This window comes from Romboutsia sp. 1001713B170131_170501_G6 (assembly GCF_015668195.1).
GTDB lineage: Bacteria > Bacillota > Clostridia > Peptostreptococcales > Peptostreptococcaceae > Romboutsia_C.
Genome location: NZ_JADPFC010000004.1, coordinates 105,932 through 122,783, shown reverse-complemented (window position 1 = coordinate 122,783; position 16,852 = coordinate 105,932). Strand labels below are relative to the sequence as shown.

The window sequence follows — 16,852 nt, the reverse complement described above, 5'->3', positions numbered from 1 at the left end:
AGGTGATAAAATGAGTAAACTACCATATAAAATACATCAAATTAGCAGCAATAATAAATTATTTAGAAAAACTTTTATAGATGAATATAGTGATGTATTATTTATGCCAGGGTGTAGTTTGAGTGGGTATGATGAAAAGACTATAGTAAATATATATAATTATTTAAGGGGTCATATAAAAAATATAGGAATAACTTTTTCTTGTTGTTATAAACCAAGTAAAATGATAAAAGACTATAAATCATTTGAAAAATACTATAAAAATTTAGATGAAACTCTAAATACTAACAATGTTAAAAAGGTTATAACGTCATGTCCTAATTGTTATAAAAGTTTAAGTGAAAATAGTAAAAATATAGAAGTATATTTTTTATTAGATGTCATAAGAGAATTTGGATTAGATAATAGGTTAATTGGATATTATAGTGATCTAAATATAGAATTTGCAATACATGATTCCTGCGCAATAAGAGGTGTTGAATCTATATATACAAGTGCTAGAGATATACTTAAAAACCTAGGAATTAAGTATAGTGAATTTGAAAAAAATAGAAGTAGTTCTATGTGTTGTGGAGCTATATTTACAGATAACGAAAATAAGAAAAAACAACTTGAAAAAAGATGTTCTCAAACAAAAAGTGATTATACTATATGTTACTGTGAAACATGTGTTAAGTTTATGATAAATGGAGGAAAAAATTCAATTCATATACTAGATTTAATATTTAATGAAAAATATTTAAGCAAAGATAAGTTTACACAACATAATAAGTCTAGTATAAATTCATGGATAAATAGATATAAACTAAATAATAGGAGAAAATATGAATAATAAGTTAAAAAAAATACTAATCATAATACTAATATTAGCTTTTGTAGTAATTACAAATAAATATATAGGTAATAATGTTGATATATATACAATAAAAGAGTATGTAAAAACATTTGGTGTATTAGCTCCACTTATATATATAGTGATGTTTTCATTAGTACCTCTAACATTTTTTCCAGATTCAGTACTTGCAATATCAGCAGGCCTAATATTTGGATTTAGTAAGGGATATATATATACAACAATAGGAGCTTTAATAGGTGCAAGTATAGCATTTTTTATAGCTAGGTATTTAGGCAAAGAAATAATTAAAAAAAGATCAAGTGATAAATTAGAAAAAATAGAAAGATTAATAGAAAAAAATGGATTTTATATAATATTTCTATTAAGGCTAATACCACTATTTCCATTTGATGTAATAAGCTATGGAGCAGGTATTACAAATGTAAAATATAAGGATTTTATACTAGCTACACTATTTGGGACTATTCCTGGTATAGCAGTATTTACAAATATAGGAGCTACTTCTTTAAATATAAAAAGTACTAGCTTTTATATTTCAATAGCTCTTTTAGTATTATTATTTACTATATCAATATTTTTAAAAAATAGATTTCTAAAAGATAAATTAGAAGAGAAACATTAAAAAAATAGAAAGGAAATAATATGTTAGATACACATGCTAGAAAATATGTAAGTCCATTTATAGAATTTGGAGCAAATATATTTATAAAAAGAAAAATTAGCGCAAATACTGTAACTGTACTAGCTCTTATACTTGGAGTATTATCAGCAATTTTATTATATTTAGATAAAAATATATTTGCTGTAATAGTACTTTGGATATCTGGATACTTAGATGCAGTAGATGGAAGTATAGCTAGAAAAACAAACTCATCATCTAGTTTTGGAACAGTGCTAGATGTTACATTTGATAGGATAGTAGAAATAGGTATAATATTTGTAAGTGCACTCAAATTTGAAGAGGTAAGATTAAATATTATTGTATTATTAGCTTGTATATTAATATCAATGGTCATATTTTTAACAGTTGGTGCAGTTAGTGAAAAAAGTGGCATAAAATCATTTTATTATCAAGCAGGAGTAGCTGAAAGAAGTGAAGGATTTATAATGTTATCTCTTATGATGGTTTTTGAAAGCTATTTAGGTATAGTAGTTAATATATTTTCATTTATAGTTATAATAACAGCACTTCAAAGAATGATTGAGGCTAAAAATATATTAAAGTAATATTAAAATATTTGAAATAAAAAAATATATATTATATAATATCGTAAGTAAACTTAAAAAGACAGTTCGAAAGCCTCCTGTCTATAAAAAAAACTACGGTTAAAAATAGGCATTTAATTAACTGCCATTAAAACCGTAGAATTTCTACGGTTTTTATTTTTTCCAAGTAGATTAGGCTATAAATAATAAGCACTTAGGAGAAAAAAGATGAGAAATAATACTAAAAAAATAGTTAAAATTGGAATGATAGCGGGTGTATATGCAGCAGTTACTCTAATTTTTGGTTTTATAAGTTATGGAACAATACAATTTAGAATATCTGAGGTTATGACACTACTTCCACTTATAAGTAAGGAATACATATTAGCTTTGACAATAGGATGTTTTTTAGCTAATGTAATAGGTCCTTATGGTGTTCCTGATATTATATTTGGAACTTTGGCAACATTTATAAGTGTATACCTAGTTTACTTAACAGGCAAAACAATGAAAGGAAAAAAAGGTTGTGTATTAATCGCATCATTGTGGCCAACAATAGTAAATGCTATAATAATAGGTATTATGTTAAATAAGTTATTTGGGGTACCTCTTATACTTTCAATGCTACAAGTAGGTTTTGGACAATTTGTAGTAATAACTATAATCGGTGTTCCACTATTTAAGATATTAGAAGATAAATATCTTAAACTATTAAAGTAATATGATTAAGGAGATATTATGAATATAGAGGAAAAATTAGAAAAAGCTAAAATAATAGGTATAGGAAATGATGGAATAAATACATTAAAATCTATAAAATCTAAAGTAGAAAGTAATATGGATATAGAAGAAATATCTATAAATCAAGATGTAGATAAAGATTATGTTAGAGAGTTACTAGATGGAGTAGATTTACTATTTCTAACTTATAATAGTGAAGATAAAAAAGCATTACAGATAGTCAATGCAATAGGATATATGGCAGATGAAAGAAGAATATTAAGTATAGGAATAGATTCTTCTAATAAAGAAAATAAAGACGAAGTAAATATAAATAGAGAATTTAAAGTAGATGAAGCTTCAATGGATAAGTTTATAGATTTAGTAAATATGTTAGTTGAATCTATATCATATCAATGCATGATAAACATAGACTTAACAGATTTAAAAGAAACTTTATGTACCGATGGTGGAATAAAATATTCTTATAAAGAGTTTGGTAAAGATATATCTAAAGAAGACATGGTAAGGGATTTACTAGAAAATGTAAGTAAATCACATAATGAACTTTTAAATAAAAAGCAAATAATATTTATTGAGATGGGATCTAATTATTGCAAAGAAGATGAAATGATATTTGTTGTAAATGATATATTAACTATTATAGAAGAAAAAGGCGAAAATTCTTATGATAGCATTTTCTCATTGTATGTAAAAGAACAAACAAAAGATAAAATAAAAATAGGATTAGTATGTAATTAATCTGTATAAATCTATAGAATAATGTTATAATTATTCTATGGATTTTTTATTTTACATTAAAATTTTATAAACAACTATATAAAATTGGGGTAGATATGAATTTAAAAGAAGCATTAAACTTAAGAGAAAAAGAGATTATAACAGTAATAGGAGCTGGAGGAAAAACTTCACTTATAAATAAGTTGGCATATAGCATTAATAGTAAAAAAGTACTTATAAGCACAACTACAAAAATATATGTACCATCAAAAGAAGTATATGATAATATGTATCTATTAGATAGTACAAAATATAAAAAATGTGAAAAAGAAAGAGTAGTTGTTGTTGGAAAGTATATAAACTTAGATAATAAGATAATAGGATTAGATTTTTACGATTTAGATAAAATTGAAGATGATTTTGATGTACTTTTAATAGAAGGTGATGGTTCTAAGAGAAAAAAGCTTAAAGGATGGAATATAAATGAGCCAGTAGTATATCCTAAAAGCACGAAAGTTATAGGTGTATTAGATATAACCTCTTATGATATGTGTATAAACGATAAAAATATACATAGACTTAAAGAATTTGAAAAATTAACAAATACCAAAAGTAAAGTATCTATAGAAAATATGGTTGATATAGTACTAAATGAAAATGGTATGTTTAAAAATACCAATTGTGAAAAAATATTATTAATTAATAAAGTAGAAACAAAAAATCAGTTATATATAGCAAAAAATCTTATTAACAGTATTAATAAACATGAACATAATATAAAAATAATATATGGGAGTATATTAAATGATTTATTTTATTGTGTATAGAGTATAAGATTTATTTTAATATAACAAATAATTAGTGTTTTATATTTTTATAAAATAAATTTTTTAATAAATAAATAAGGGTATAAAAAATGATAACAGCGATTATAATGGCATCAGGGCTATCAAAAAGAATGGGAGAAAATAAGCTCTTACTAAAGTACAAAGATAAAACTATAATAGAATATGTACTTGATGAAGTATCAAAAGTTGATTTTAAAGAAGTCATAGTTGTTAGTTCATACAATGAAATAAAGGAGATTTCAAAAAAATATAATTTTAAATATATAGAAAATAAAAAAAATTATATAGGCCAAAGTGAATCTATAAAGTTAGGTATAAATAACAGTAAAGAATCTTTGGGATATATGTTTTTTGTAGGTGACCAACCTTTAATTGATAGTAATTATATAAATAAAATGATAGAAGTATTTAATGAAAATAAAGATTTTATAATAATTCCAAGATATAAAGACAAAAAAGGAAATCCTGTAATATTCCCAAAGTCTAAAAGAGGGGAATTATTAAGATTAAAAGAAGATGAAAAAGGTAAAAAAGTTATAACTAACTCATGCAATATAAAATATGTAGACGTCAGTGAATATATGTTATTTGATATTGACACAAAAAAAGACTACATACAACTAGGGGGAATATATGAAAAAGATTAAGACAGTAGATGCTATAGGACACATACTTTGTCATGATATAACAAAGATAATTCCAGGTGAATTTAAAGGAGTTGCCTTTAAAAAAGGCCATATAGTAAAAAAAGAAGATATAGATGTTTTATTATCAATAGGTAAAGATCATCTATATGTTTGGGAAAAAAATGAAAATATGGTTCATGAAAATGGTGGTGCTATATTCTTAAAAGATTTAACAGCAGGAGAAAATTTAGAGTTTAGTGATATAAAAGAAGGAAAAATAGATTTTATATCAAATAAATATGGACTTCTAAAAATAGATGTAGATACATTACTAGAACTTAATATGATAGATGATATAATGTTATCTACTCTACACAATAATTTTATAGTAAATAAAGGAACTAAAGTAGCAGGAACAAGAGTGATCCCTTTACTAATAGATAAAAATAAGCTAATTGAAGCAAAAAATATAGTAGGTAATAAAAAAATAGTAAACGTAGTAGAGTTTAGACCTAAGAAGGTTGGTATAGTTACAACTGGAAATGAAGTATTTTATAAAAGAATAGTAGATAAATTTGGACCTGCTATAAAAGAAAAAGTTGAAAAGTTTGGGTGTGAAGTTATAGGGCAAGCTATATGCAAAGATGATATTACTATGATAAAAAATGCTATAGAAAATTTCATAAATCAAGGTGCAGAACTTATATGTTGCACAGGTGGTATGAGTGTAGATCCAGATGATGTAACACCTACTGCTATAAAAGAAAGTGGTGCAAATATAATAACTTATGGTTCACCAATACTTCCTGGAGCAATGTTTTTATTAGCATATAAAGGTGATATACCTATAATGGGGATACCAGGATGTGCAATGTATAATAAAACAACTGTATTTGATGTTATTTTACCAAGGGTATTAATAGATGAAAAATTAACTAAAAAAGATATAGCAATGTATGGGCATGGTGGGCTTTGTATGAATTGCGATATTTGCACATATCCAGCCTGCAATTTTGCTAAGGTGTAGTACTCATCAGTTGACTAAATTAAATATTTATTATATTATAAAAATGTTATGTAATTTACGAAAATTAAAGAAAGAAAGGAATATACATTAATGTTACAAGTTACAAATGTTGGACTTAGATTTGGTGATAAAGAGTTATTCAAAGATGTTAACTTAAAATTCACTAAAGGAAATTGTTACGGGATAATAGGAGCTAATGGTGCAGGGAAATCAACTTTCCTTAAGATATTAGCTGGTGATATAGAACCAAATACAGGAAGTGTTTCAATAACTGAAAAAGAAAGAATGTCAGTACTTAGACAGGACCACTTCAAATATGAAGAAGATACAGTTTTAGATGTAGTTATAATGGGACACGAAAGACTATACTCTATAATGAAAGAAAAAGATGCATTATACATGAAGCCTGATTTCACTGAAGAAGATGGTATAAAAGCTGCTGAACTTGAAGGTGAATTTGCTGAACTTGATGGATGGGACGCAGAGACTAATGCAGAGAGACTTTTAATGGGTCTTGGTATACCTAAAGAAGTACATTATAAGCAAATGAAAGAATTAACAGGTGGAGAAAAGGTTAAAGTATTACTTGCTCAAGCATTATTTGGTAAGCCTGAGATACTAATAATGGACGAACCTACAAACCACTTAGACTTCCAATCTATAAACTGGTTAAATGAGTTTATAATGGGACTTGAAGATTCTATCGTTATAGTTGTATCACATGATAGACACTTCTTAAATCAAATATGTACAAATATAGTTGACGTTGATTTTGGTAAGATACAAATGTACGTTGGTAACTACGATTTCTGGTATGAGTCAAGCCAATTAGCATTGCAACTTGCTAAGGATCAAAATAAAAAGGCTGAAGAAAAGATAGCTCAACTTAAAGAGTTCATTGCAAGATTCAGTTCAAATGCTTCTAAAGCAAAGCAAGCAACATCTAGAAAGAAACAATTAGAAAAAATACAAGTTGAAGAAATACAACCATCAAGAAGAAGATATCCATATGTAGGATTTACTCCTGAGAGAGAAATAGGAAATGAGGTTTTAGAAGTTGAAGGATTAACTAAAACTGTAGATGGTGTTAAGGTGCTTGATAATGTATCATTTAGACTTGATAAAGATGATAAAGTAGCATTTATGGGTGATGAAATAGCTATAACTACATTATTCAATATAATAATGGGCGAAGATACTGCTGATAGTGGAACATTTAAGTGGGGAGTTACAACTTCTCAAAGTTACTTACCTAAAAACCACAATCAATACTTTGATGGTGTAGAATACTCATTAGTTGATTGGTTAAGACAATATTCTGAAGAAAAGAGTGAAAGTTTTATAAGAGGATTCTTAGGTAGAATGTTATTTAGTGGAGAAGAAGCTCTAAAACAAGCTCAAGTTTTATCAGGAGGAGAAAAAGTTAGATGTATGTTATCAAAACTTATGTTAAGTAATGCTAACGTATTAGTTTTAGATGACCCAACTAACCACTTAGACCTAGAATCTATAACTTCTGTAAACAAAGGTTTAGAAAAGTTCCCAGGAGTATTAATATTTAACTCTCATGACCACGAGATGATACAAACTCTAGCAAATAGAATAATAGAAATAACTCCAGGTGGTGTTATGGATAGAAAAACTACGCTAGATGAATACTTAGAAAATAAAGACATACAAGCTCAATTAAAGACTATGTATGGTAAATAATAAATACCCTCTAAGCACAGAGTATTTTATACTTTGTGCAAGGAGGTATTTTTAATATCCAAAAAGGAGAAATATATGAAAAAAGTAGATATAACTAATAAAGCCATAATGCTTTTAACTGCACTAAGTGTTATATATGCTATATTAGAAGGAAACATACTGTTTTTATCACCGATAGTCACAATAGCTATTCCATATAGACTAACTAGATATAAAGAAGATTTTAATTATGGCAAAAATAAAAATAAGTTAACTATGCTATTTTTATTTAATATAGCATCTTTTGTTTTAGTAGCGATAATTAGTGATAACATGACTCAAGAATTGCTAGATAATGTAATAAATATATTTGTTGCATTTATGTACTTTAAGATAATGTTTATATTAGAGAGAAAAAGTGAACAAAGCAATAATCCTAGGGCTGTATATGAGAAATTACAAAAGACTGTATATGTACTTGAAGCTATGAGCACTAAAATGGAAGATGAAATAAGAAATGCAAAAAATGAAAAAACTAAAAAGAATATACAACTTAAAAAAGAAAAAATAGAAATACAATTAGTAGCATATAAAAGTCAATTGGAAATATTAAAAATGAAAATAGATTCAGAAAAAAATAATTAAAAGTAGACTAAAATTAGTCTACTTTTAATTATTTAACACTATTTCTTATTAAAGCATCTATTACTTTATCTAAATTTAAATTATCAGTATCTATATCATCAATTTCAACGATATAGTCTTCAAGTTCTACCTCAACATAAGAACTATGATTACCATCATCTTTTATATAATCAACAACTTTATAATCTTGTATCTCATCTTTGAAATATTCTTTTAATTCTTCATATTCATCGTTACTTATTTTTGATTTATTGCACTTGCAGTTTGGACAAGACATTGTATACCTCCTCATTTTATGTAAATTAACTTTTATATTATAACCTTTATTATAAACTAAAAGTCAAAAATATAAAATAATATTGTATGTATAAGTTAAATTGATTAAATTTGCCATAAAAATTTGATAAAAAATAAACTTTTAATAAAAGTATTGACTTGATACAGTATATTGTATACAATATCCTAAGTAGAAAACATAAGGGGGAGTTAAAAATGGCAATGATAAACAAATTAGCAAAAACATTAAAAGGAATAAGCAACTACTTATTAGTAAGTGAAAGAATAAATAGTCAAAAATGCTTAGCTAAAGATTTAGATACAACAAAAACTATAATAGATAACAAGTAGAAATTAATATATAAATGTAAATGTTTAAAGTACTACCATATGGTAGTACTTTTTTATTAAGAAATATAAATGCAAATTATTGCAAAGAAAAAATAAATATTTACATAAAAATAAATTTAATATATTATAGAATAATAAAAAATATTCTTTAAATTTATAATTTTAAGTTTAAAAAACACAGACAATAATTACATAGGGGATGATTTGTATGCAAAATACTACAACTAAAAGGAAAGTCAGGGCGGTAAATCTAGAGACATTTGTATTTTTAGCTATCTTATTAGGTGGATTTACCTATGTAGCAAGCATTATGGGAGCAGGTATAATGTTTAAAGTTATAATGAACACCGCTCACGATTTACTATTAAATACCGTATTTTTAATAATGGCAATGGCTGTTTTAGCAGGAGCACTAAGTGCATTATTATCAGAATTTGGAGTAATATCACTACTTAATAAGATATTTGCTATTTTTATGAAGCCTTTATATGGACTTCCAGGAGCTAGTATAGCGGGAGCCGTAACTACTTATTTATCTGATAATCCAGCAATCATATCATTTAGCAAGGATAAATCTTTTACTAGATATTTTAAAAAGTACCAAATACCAGCTCTTTGTAATCTGGGTACATCTTTTGGAATGGGTCTTATAGTTACAACATTTATGATATCTCAGGGTGAGAAATATGTACTTCCGGCTTTAGTAGGAAATATAGGTGCCATAATTGGTAGTATAATTAGTGTTAGAATAATGCTACACTTTACAAAAAAATACTATAAAGATGATTTAGATAATACTAGCTTAGAAATAGAAAATTCTAAGATAGAAGAGTATAGAGAAATAAGAGATGGAAATATATTCCAAAGAGTTCTAGATGCAATACTTGAAGGTGGAAAATCAGGCGTAGAACTAGGATTAGCTATAATACCAGGTGTTTTAATAGTATGTACATTAGTAATGTTACTTACATTTGGTCCAAGTATAGATCCAAATACAGGAAAAGAAGTATATACAGGAGCAGCATATGAAGGTATAGCTCTTTTACCTGTAATAGGAAAAAAGCTAAACTTTATATTAGAACCATTATTCGGATTTACATCAGCACAAGCTATAGCGTTTCCTATAACATCATTAGGCGCAGTTGGTGCAGCTATGAGTTTAGTACCACAGTTTATTGCAGATAATGTTATAACTCCTAATGATATAGCTGTATTTACAGCCATGGGAATGTGCTGGAGTGGATATTTAAGTACTCATGTAGGTATGATGGATGCATTAAATGCAAGAGGATTAACTAGCAAAGCAATAATTTCACATACGATAGGCGGAATATGTGCAGGTGTTTCTTCACATTTTATATTTATGCTAATTTCGTAAAATTTATAGAAAATAGACTTGGATAATAGCCAAGTCTATTTTTATTTGTATTAATATATTAAAAATTATATTGATTAGTAATCTTATACTATAAAAATTTTATATTTTAGATTACTTCTTTCTAGGATTTATAGGTCTAGATGTATTTTGGCTAACAGAACCAGTTTTGCTAGGTCTTAATCTTGGTGATATATTAAGTTCTTCAGCTATTTCTAGACTTGAACTTGCAACATTTTTGCTTTGTTGAGGGTCTTTACAAGCTTTTTTTCTAGTCATATAGTCCTCCTTAAATAATTTATTAAACAATAATAATTTAACCTAAAAATATAATTACTATTCTAATCAATAAAATGTAGCTTTAAAAATTAAAGTGAATTATTAAAGTAAAAAAAGAGAAATATATATAAAGAATTATTTTTAGCCAAAGGAGGAATTAATTTGGAGATATTAATAAGTCTTATAGGAGGACTAGGACTTTTTTTATATGGTATGACATTAATGGGCAATGGACTTCAAAAAGCAGCTGGAGAAAAACTAAAGAAAATAGTAGGGCTTTTGACAAGCAATGTGTTACTTGGAGTATTAGTTGGAGCAGGAGTAACTGCTATAATACAAAGTTCTAGCGCTACTACTGTCATGGTAGTTGGATTTGTAAATGCAGGTATTATGACTTTATCTCAAGCTATAGGAGTTATAATGGGAGCGAACATAGGTACAACTATAACTGCTCAATTAGTAAGTTTTAATTTGGAAGGGCTTGCTCCTATAACTTTAGGTATAGGTATAGCACTTTATCTATTTTCATCAAAAAGTAAAACTAAAAATATAGCAGAAATATTGCTTGGATTTGGTATATTATTTACGGGCATGGAGTTTATGAAAGAGGCTGTAAGTCCTCTTGCTGAGTATAAAGGATTTACAGATGCACTTGTCAATTTTGGCCACAGACCATTACTTGGTGTACTGTTAGGGCTTATAATAACAGGAGTAGTACAAAGTTCAAGTGCATCAATGGGTATGCTTATAGCATTAGCATCACAAGGAATTATACCACTTCAATCTGCACTTCCTATACTCTATGGAGATAATATAGGTACTTGTGTTACATCTTTATTGTCTAGTATAGGTGCTAATAAAAATGCAAAAAGAGCAGCAATTATGCACTTATTATTTAATATTTTAGGTACGTTAATGTTTTTATTAATATTAAACAAACCAATAGTTACAGTAGTAACAAAAATTAATCCAACAGATGTAGCAAGACAAATAGCAAATGCACATACATTATTTAATATAGTAACAGTTATAATACTTTTACCATTTTCTAAGTATATTGTAAAATTAGCTATGAAGATAGTTCCTCAAACTGAAGAAGAAAAGGAGATTAAAACTTATTTAGATGAGCGAATGTTAGAAACACCATCAATAGCATTTGCAAATACATTAAAAGAAACTAATAAAATGGCTAAAGTAACAAATATATGTTTAAATTCGTCTATGAGTGCATTTTTAAATAAATCTAAAAAAGATATAGAAGAAACATTTAGAAAAGAAAAAGAAATAAATGATTATCAAAGAAATATATTAGATTATTTATTAAAATTATCTAAAACATCTTTAACTGGTGATTCGGTAGAAGAGGTAGATAATTTATTTAATACTATAAATGACTTAGAGAGAATAGGAGACCATTCTGAAAATATAGCTGAACTTGCTGAAATAGCAATTGATAAAGATGTAAGCATATCTGATGATGGTCAAAAAGAAGTTGAAGAAATGTTTGAAAAGGTCAAAAAAAATTATGAAGACGCTTTGATTCTTATAAACGAAAAAGACAAAAAAGTAGCTGAAAGGATAATTAAAACAGAAGAAGAAGTAGACAATATAGAAAAATCAATAAGAGCAAATCATATATACAGATTAAATAATAATACATGTGAGATAGACTCTGGGATATTATATCTAGATTTAGTATCAAATTTAGAAAGGATTTCAGACCATTGTTCAAATATAGCTATAAGAGTATTAAGCTATTAGCACACTAAATAAGTGTGCTTTTTTATGTATACATATAAATATCAACTCAAAAAACTTATAAATTTTAGCTACATATAAAGATCCAAAAAAGCATAAAACTTAATAATAGATAAACAGAAAATATGGGGGATTTAACATGAATAAATTATTTTCCTTAGGTATTGATATTGGCTCAACTACAGTCAAAGTCGTGGTATTTGATGATGATAATAACATTGTATATAAAAATTATAAAAGACATCTATCAAGTATAAAAAATACAGTTTTAGATATATTATTAGACGTAGAAAGTATACTAGAAGATAGAGAAATAACTGTAGCAATAACAGGGTCGTGTGGAATCGATATGGCTAAGAGACTAAAAATAGATTTTATACAGGAAGTAATAGCCTCTACAGAGGCTATAAAGTATTTTTATCCAGAAACTGATGTGGTTATTGAATTAGGAGGAGAAGATGCAAAGGTAACTTATTTAACAGATGGAATAGATCAGAGAATGAATGGTATATGTGCAGGAGGTACAGGTGCATTTATAGATCAAATGGCATATCTTTTACAGACTGATTCTAATGGATTAAATGAACTTGCAAAAAACTATGACACGATTTACAAAATAGCATCAAGATGTGGTGTATTTGCAAAAACAGATATACAACCTCTTTTAAATGATGGAGCTAAAAAAGAAAACATTGCAATGAGTATATTTAATGCGGTGGCTATACAAACTGTTAGTGCATTAGCTTGTGGAAGAGAGATAAAAGGTAAGGTTGCTTTTTTAGGAGGACCATTATATTTTCTATCAGAACTAAGATATGCTTTTAAGATAGTGTTAAATTTATGTGATGAAGATATAATATTTCCAAAGGATGCCCAACTTTATGTATGTATGGGGGCTAGTTTAATATCAAAAAAAGGCAGTAGAGTTAGCCTTAAATCATTAATAAATAAAATTAAAAACTTGGATAAAGAAGATATAAATAAAATAAGTAAATTAGATCCGTTATTTAAAGATAAAAGTGAATATGAAATATTTTTAAAAAGACATAACAAAAAAGATATAGGATATAAAGATATAGATAAAGTAGTAGGTAATTGTTATTTAGGTATAGATGCAGGGTCAACTACAACAAAAGTAGTTTTAATAGATGAAGAAAAAAATATATTATATAGTCACTACAGTAGTAATAAGGGAAGACCTTTAGATACGGTTAAAGAAGTTTTAATTGATATATATAGCAAATTGCCTAAAAAAGCTAATATATGCTACTCAACAGTAACAGGTTATGGTGAAGGTCTTATAAAGAAGGCCTTAGGTATAGATTTTGGAGAAATAGAAACTATAGCACATTATAAAGGAGCAAAGTATTTCAATGATAAAGTTGACTTCATATTAGATATAGGTGGGCAAGATATGAAGTGTTTAAAAATTAAAGATGGTGTAATTGATAATATAATATTAAATGAAGCATGTTCATCTGGATGTGGTTCATTTTTAGAAAATTTTTCAGAATCGTTATCTATAGACATAAAAGAGTTTGCAAAAATAGGAACATTATCTAAATCACCAGTAGATTTAGGTTCAAGATGTACTGTATTTATGAATTCAAAAGTAAAGCAAGCACAAAAAGAAGGGGCTAGCATAGCAGACATATCCGCAGGTCTTTCCTATTCTATAATAAAAAACGCATTATATAAGGTTATTAAAGAAAATAATTTTGATAATTTAGGGAGTAATATAGTTGTACAAGGCGGTACATTTAATAATGACTCAGTACTTAGAAGTTTTGAAAAGATAACAAATAAAGAGGTAATAAGACCATCTATAGCTGGGTTAATGGGGGCTTTTGGATGCGCTTTAATATCAATAGAAATGTACAATGATAGCAATAAAAGTACATTACTTAGTTTAGATAAAGTAAAAAACATAGAAGTTAGTTCAGAAACTTCAAGATGTAGTGGATGCTCAAATAATTGTTTATTAACAATAAATAAATTTTATGATGAGTTGTTCATATCAGGAAATAGATGTGAAAGAGGAGAAGCTTTATATACTGATAATAAAATAAAAGCAAATAAGATAAATCTTTATAAATATAAATATAATCGAATATTTAACTACAAGCCATTAGAAAAATCTAAAGCATTCAGAGGTGAAATAGGTATTCCAAGAGTATTAAATATATATGAAAACTATCCATTTTGGCATACTTTTTTCACAAATATGGGATTTAGAGTAATTTTATCTAAGCGTTCATCAAAAGATTTGTATGAAAAAGGAATATCATCTATAACATCAGATACAATTTGTTACCCAGCCAAAATAGTACATGGGCACATAAAAGATTTAATAGAAAAGGATATAAAATATATTTTTTATCCTTGTGTAGTTAATGAGAAAAAAGAAGATAACCTATGTGATAATAATTATAATTGTCCAATAGTTATATCTTACTCAGAAGTTATAAAAAACAATATAGACGAAATAAAAAATATAAATTATATCAATCCTTTTATAAGTCTAAATAATCGTGAAAAACTTATTAAAAGCTTATATGAAGAACTATCTAAGTATTTTAATATATCTAAGATAGAGATAGAAAAATCTCTAGATAAGGCATATATAGAACAAGATATATACAGAAAAGATATAGAAATTGAGGGAGAAAAAGCCCTAAAAGAGATTTATGATAAAAATGAAAAAGGTATAGTTTTATGTGGAAGACCATACCATATAGATCCGGAGATTAATCATGGAATACCTGAACTTATAAATTCTTTAGGAATAAATGTATTAAGTGAAGATTCTATATGTCACTTATCTAAAATAAATAAACCACTTAGAGTAGTTGATCAGTGGGTATATCACCATAGAATGTATAAAGCAGCAAGCTTTATAAAAGAAAGCTCTAATTTAGAGCTTGTTCAACTAAATTCATTTGGATGTGGCATAGATGCTATTACAATAGATCAAGTCAAAGAAATTTTAAATGAGAAATCTAAAATTCATACAGTTATAAAAATTGATGAGGGAAATAATCTAGGTGCAGCTAAGATAAGGATAAGGTCATTAAAAGCTGCAATAGAAGAAAGAAAAAATAATAAATATATAGAAAATGACCATATCGAATATAGAAAAGGTAGAATAAACAAAAAACATACTATATTAGTACCTCAGATGTCACCTATACATTTTCAATTTTTTAAAGAAACAGTAAATTTAAGCGGGTATAATTTGGTTATTTTAGAAAATATAAAAAGAGAAATAATAGATGAAGGATTAAAATATGTAAGTAACGATGCATGTTACCCTGCAATAATAGTTATAGGTCAAATTATAGAAGCGTTAAAAACTGGTAAGTATGACTTAAAAAATACTTCTGTAGCTATAACACAGACTGGTGGAGGATGTAGAGCTACTAATTATATAGGATTTTTAAGAAAAGCCCTTTATGATTCTGGATATAAGGATATACCTGTGATATCCTTAAGTGTAAATGGAATAGAGAAAAACGGATTATCAAAACATATTACACTTAGTATGGCTAATAGATTGTTAATGTCTTGTATATATGGAGATTTATTGATGAAAGTTTTATATAGAACAAGACCTTATGAAAAATATATAAACAGTGCTAATAAATTGTATAATAAATGGGTTTGCATATGCAAAGAATCATTAAAAAAAGCTAGTATATTAGAGTTTAAGAGAAATATAAAAAGAATAATAAATGATTTTGATAATTTAGATTTAATAGATACGAAAAAGCCTAAGGTTGGGTTGGTAGGAGAAATATTAGTAAAATTTCACCCTCTTGCAAACAATTATTTAGTTGATATTATAGAATCTGAAGGTGGAGAAGCAGTAGTACCTGAGTTATCTAACTTTTTCCTTAGTTGTTGTTTAAATGCAGAATATAAATTTAAATATTTAGAGGGAAAATGGATAAATAAAGAATTAGGAAATCTATTTATAAATACAATGAATATTTATCAAAGCACTTATAATAAAGAATTAATGAAAAGCAAAAGATTTACTCCTCCCAAAAATATAAGAATTATATCTAAGTTTACTGAAAATGTAATATCATTAGGAAATCAAACAGGAGAAGGATGGTTATTGACAGGAGAAATGTTAGAGCTATTAGAAGATGATGTTAAAAATATTATATGCATGCAACCTTTTGGATGTCTTCCAAACCATATAACAGGAAAAGGTCAAATAAAGAAAATAAAAGAAATGTATAAAGACTCAAATATAATAGCTATTGACTATGATTCATCAGCTAGTGAAATTAATCAAATAAATAGAATAAAACTAATGTTATCGACAGCATTAAAAAATAATTTTTAAAATATGAATTGAGCCCTTTAAAGTAGATAGAAGTTAAAATTATTAAATAACACTACTTTAAGGGGTAGCTTTATGCAATGAAAAAATTTAAATATGTATTT

16 protein-coding genes are annotated in these 16,852 nt (G+C 26.6%); 14 read left to right on the top strand and 2 right to left on the bottom strand.

Annotation, left to right across the window (positions count from 1 at the left end; translation table 11 throughout):
• The first annotated feature begins 10 nt into the window (after nucleotides 1-10).
• The 10 genes from I4U89_RS10655 to I4U89_RS10610 all read left to right on the top strand — a co-directional run bounded on the left by I4U89_RS10655 (nucleotide 11) and on the right by I4U89_RS10610 (nucleotide 8,358).
• Complete coding sequence (locus tag I4U89_RS10655) at nucleotides 11-832, top strand: (Fe-S)-binding protein (RefSeq protein ID WP_195940353.1); 822 nt, start codon at nucleotides 11-13, stop codon at nucleotides 830-832.
• Entirely contained in the window at nucleotides 825-1,478 is a 654-nt protein-coding gene (locus tag I4U89_RS10650) for a TVP38/TMEM64 family protein (RefSeq protein WP_195940352.1), read from the top strand. The genes I4U89_RS10655 and I4U89_RS10650 overlap by 8 nt, the downstream gene beginning before the upstream one ends.
• A 20-nt stretch (nucleotides 1,479-1,498) precedes the next feature.
• A complete protein-coding gene (locus I4U89_RS10645) occupies nucleotides 1,499-2,083 on the top strand; it encodes a CDP-alcohol phosphatidyltransferase family protein (RefSeq protein WP_195940351.1) in 585 nt (194 codons plus the stop codon).
• Between the two features lie 207 nt (nucleotides 2,084-2,290).
• On the top strand, nucleotides 2,291-2,782 hold the full coding sequence (locus tag I4U89_RS10640) for a QueT transporter family protein (protein WP_195940350.1): 492 nt from the start codon (nucleotides 2,291-2,293) through the stop codon (nucleotides 2,780-2,782).
• Nucleotides 2,783-2,800: 18 nt separating this feature from the next.
• Nucleotides 2,801-3,544, top strand: a complete 744-nt coding sequence (locus I4U89_RS10635; protein WP_207744173.1) for a cell division protein — start codon at nucleotides 2,801-2,803, stop codon at nucleotides 3,542-3,544.
• 95 nt (nucleotides 3,545-3,639) lie between these two features.
• A complete protein-coding gene (gene yqeC, locus I4U89_RS10630; protein WP_195940349.1) occupies nucleotides 3,640-4,350 on the top strand; it encodes a selenium cofactor biosynthesis protein YqeC in 711 nt (236 codons plus the stop codon).
• Nucleotides 4,351-4,439: 89 nt separating this feature from the next.
• Entirely contained in the window at nucleotides 4,440-5,018 is a 579-nt protein-coding gene (gene mocA / locus I4U89_RS10625) for a molybdenum cofactor cytidylyltransferase (RefSeq protein ID WP_195940348.1), read from the top strand.
• On the top strand, nucleotides 5,005-6,024 hold the full coding sequence (locus I4U89_RS10620; protein ID WP_195940347.1) for a molybdopterin-binding protein: 1,020 nt from the start codon (nucleotides 5,005-5,007) through the stop codon (nucleotides 6,022-6,024). The genes mocA and I4U89_RS10620 overlap by 14 nt, the downstream gene beginning before the upstream one ends.
• Before the next feature lie 90 nt (nucleotides 6,025-6,114).
• A complete protein-coding gene (locus I4U89_RS10615) occupies nucleotides 6,115-7,734 on the top strand; it encodes an ABC-F family ATP-binding cassette domain-containing protein (protein ID WP_166505574.1) in 1,620 nt (539 codons plus the stop codon).
• A 75-nt stretch (nucleotides 7,735-7,809) separates the two neighbouring features.
• Nucleotides 7,810-8,358 (top strand): hypothetical protein, encoded by a 549-nt coding sequence (locus tag I4U89_RS10610; protein ID WP_195940346.1) that lies wholly within the window; start codon nucleotides 7,810-7,812, stop codon nucleotides 8,356-8,358.
• Nucleotides 8,359-8,386: 28 nt separating this feature from the next.
• On the opposite strand, the gene I4U89_RS10605 is transcribed toward I4U89_RS10610, so the two are convergent.
• Nucleotides 8,387-8,635 carry a hypothetical protein gene (locus I4U89_RS10605; RefSeq protein ID WP_195940345.1) on the bottom strand — a complete coding sequence of 83 codons (249 nt, stop codon included), beginning with the start codon at nucleotides 8,633-8,635 and terminating at the stop codon, nucleotides 8,387-8,389.
• A 215-nt stretch (nucleotides 8,636-8,850) separates the two neighbouring features.
• Here I4U89_RS10605 and I4U89_RS15855 point away from each other — a divergent pair, with 215 nt between their 5' ends.
• Together I4U89_RS15855 and I4U89_RS10600 are read left to right on the top strand one after the other, a co-directional pair.
• Nucleotides 8,851-8,985, top strand: a complete 135-nt coding sequence (locus I4U89_RS15855) for a hypothetical protein (RefSeq protein WP_271893476.1) — start codon at nucleotides 8,851-8,853, stop codon at nucleotides 8,983-8,985.
• 208 nt (nucleotides 8,986-9,193) lie between these two features.
• Entirely contained in the window at nucleotides 9,194-10,363 is a 1,170-nt protein-coding gene (locus I4U89_RS10600; protein ID WP_195940344.1) for a CD0519/CD1768 family membrane protein, read from the top strand.
• 111 nt (nucleotides 10,364-10,474) lie between these two features.
• Here the strand turns inward: I4U89_RS10600 and I4U89_RS10595 are convergent, their stop codons facing one another.
• The gene (locus I4U89_RS10595; RefSeq protein WP_195940343.1) at nucleotides 10,475-10,639 is read right to left on the bottom strand and encodes a hypothetical protein; all 165 of its coding nucleotides are present in this window, start codon (nucleotides 10,637-10,639) and stop codon (nucleotides 10,475-10,477) included.
• A gap of 162 nt (nucleotides 10,640-10,801) precedes the next feature.
• Here I4U89_RS10595 and I4U89_RS10590 point away from each other — a divergent pair, with 162 nt between their 5' ends.
• Nucleotides 10,802-12,400, top strand: a complete 1,599-nt coding sequence (locus I4U89_RS10590) for a Na/Pi cotransporter family protein (RefSeq protein WP_195940342.1) — start codon at nucleotides 10,802-10,804, stop codon at nucleotides 12,398-12,400.
• Nucleotides 12,401-12,536: 136 nt separating this feature from the next.
• On the top strand, nucleotides 12,537-16,751 hold the full coding sequence (locus tag I4U89_RS10585; RefSeq protein ID WP_195940341.1) for a 2-hydroxyacyl-CoA dehydratase: 4,215 nt from the start codon (nucleotides 12,537-12,539) through the stop codon (nucleotides 16,749-16,751).
• The last annotated feature ends 101 nt before the right edge of the window (nucleotides 16,752-16,852 follow it).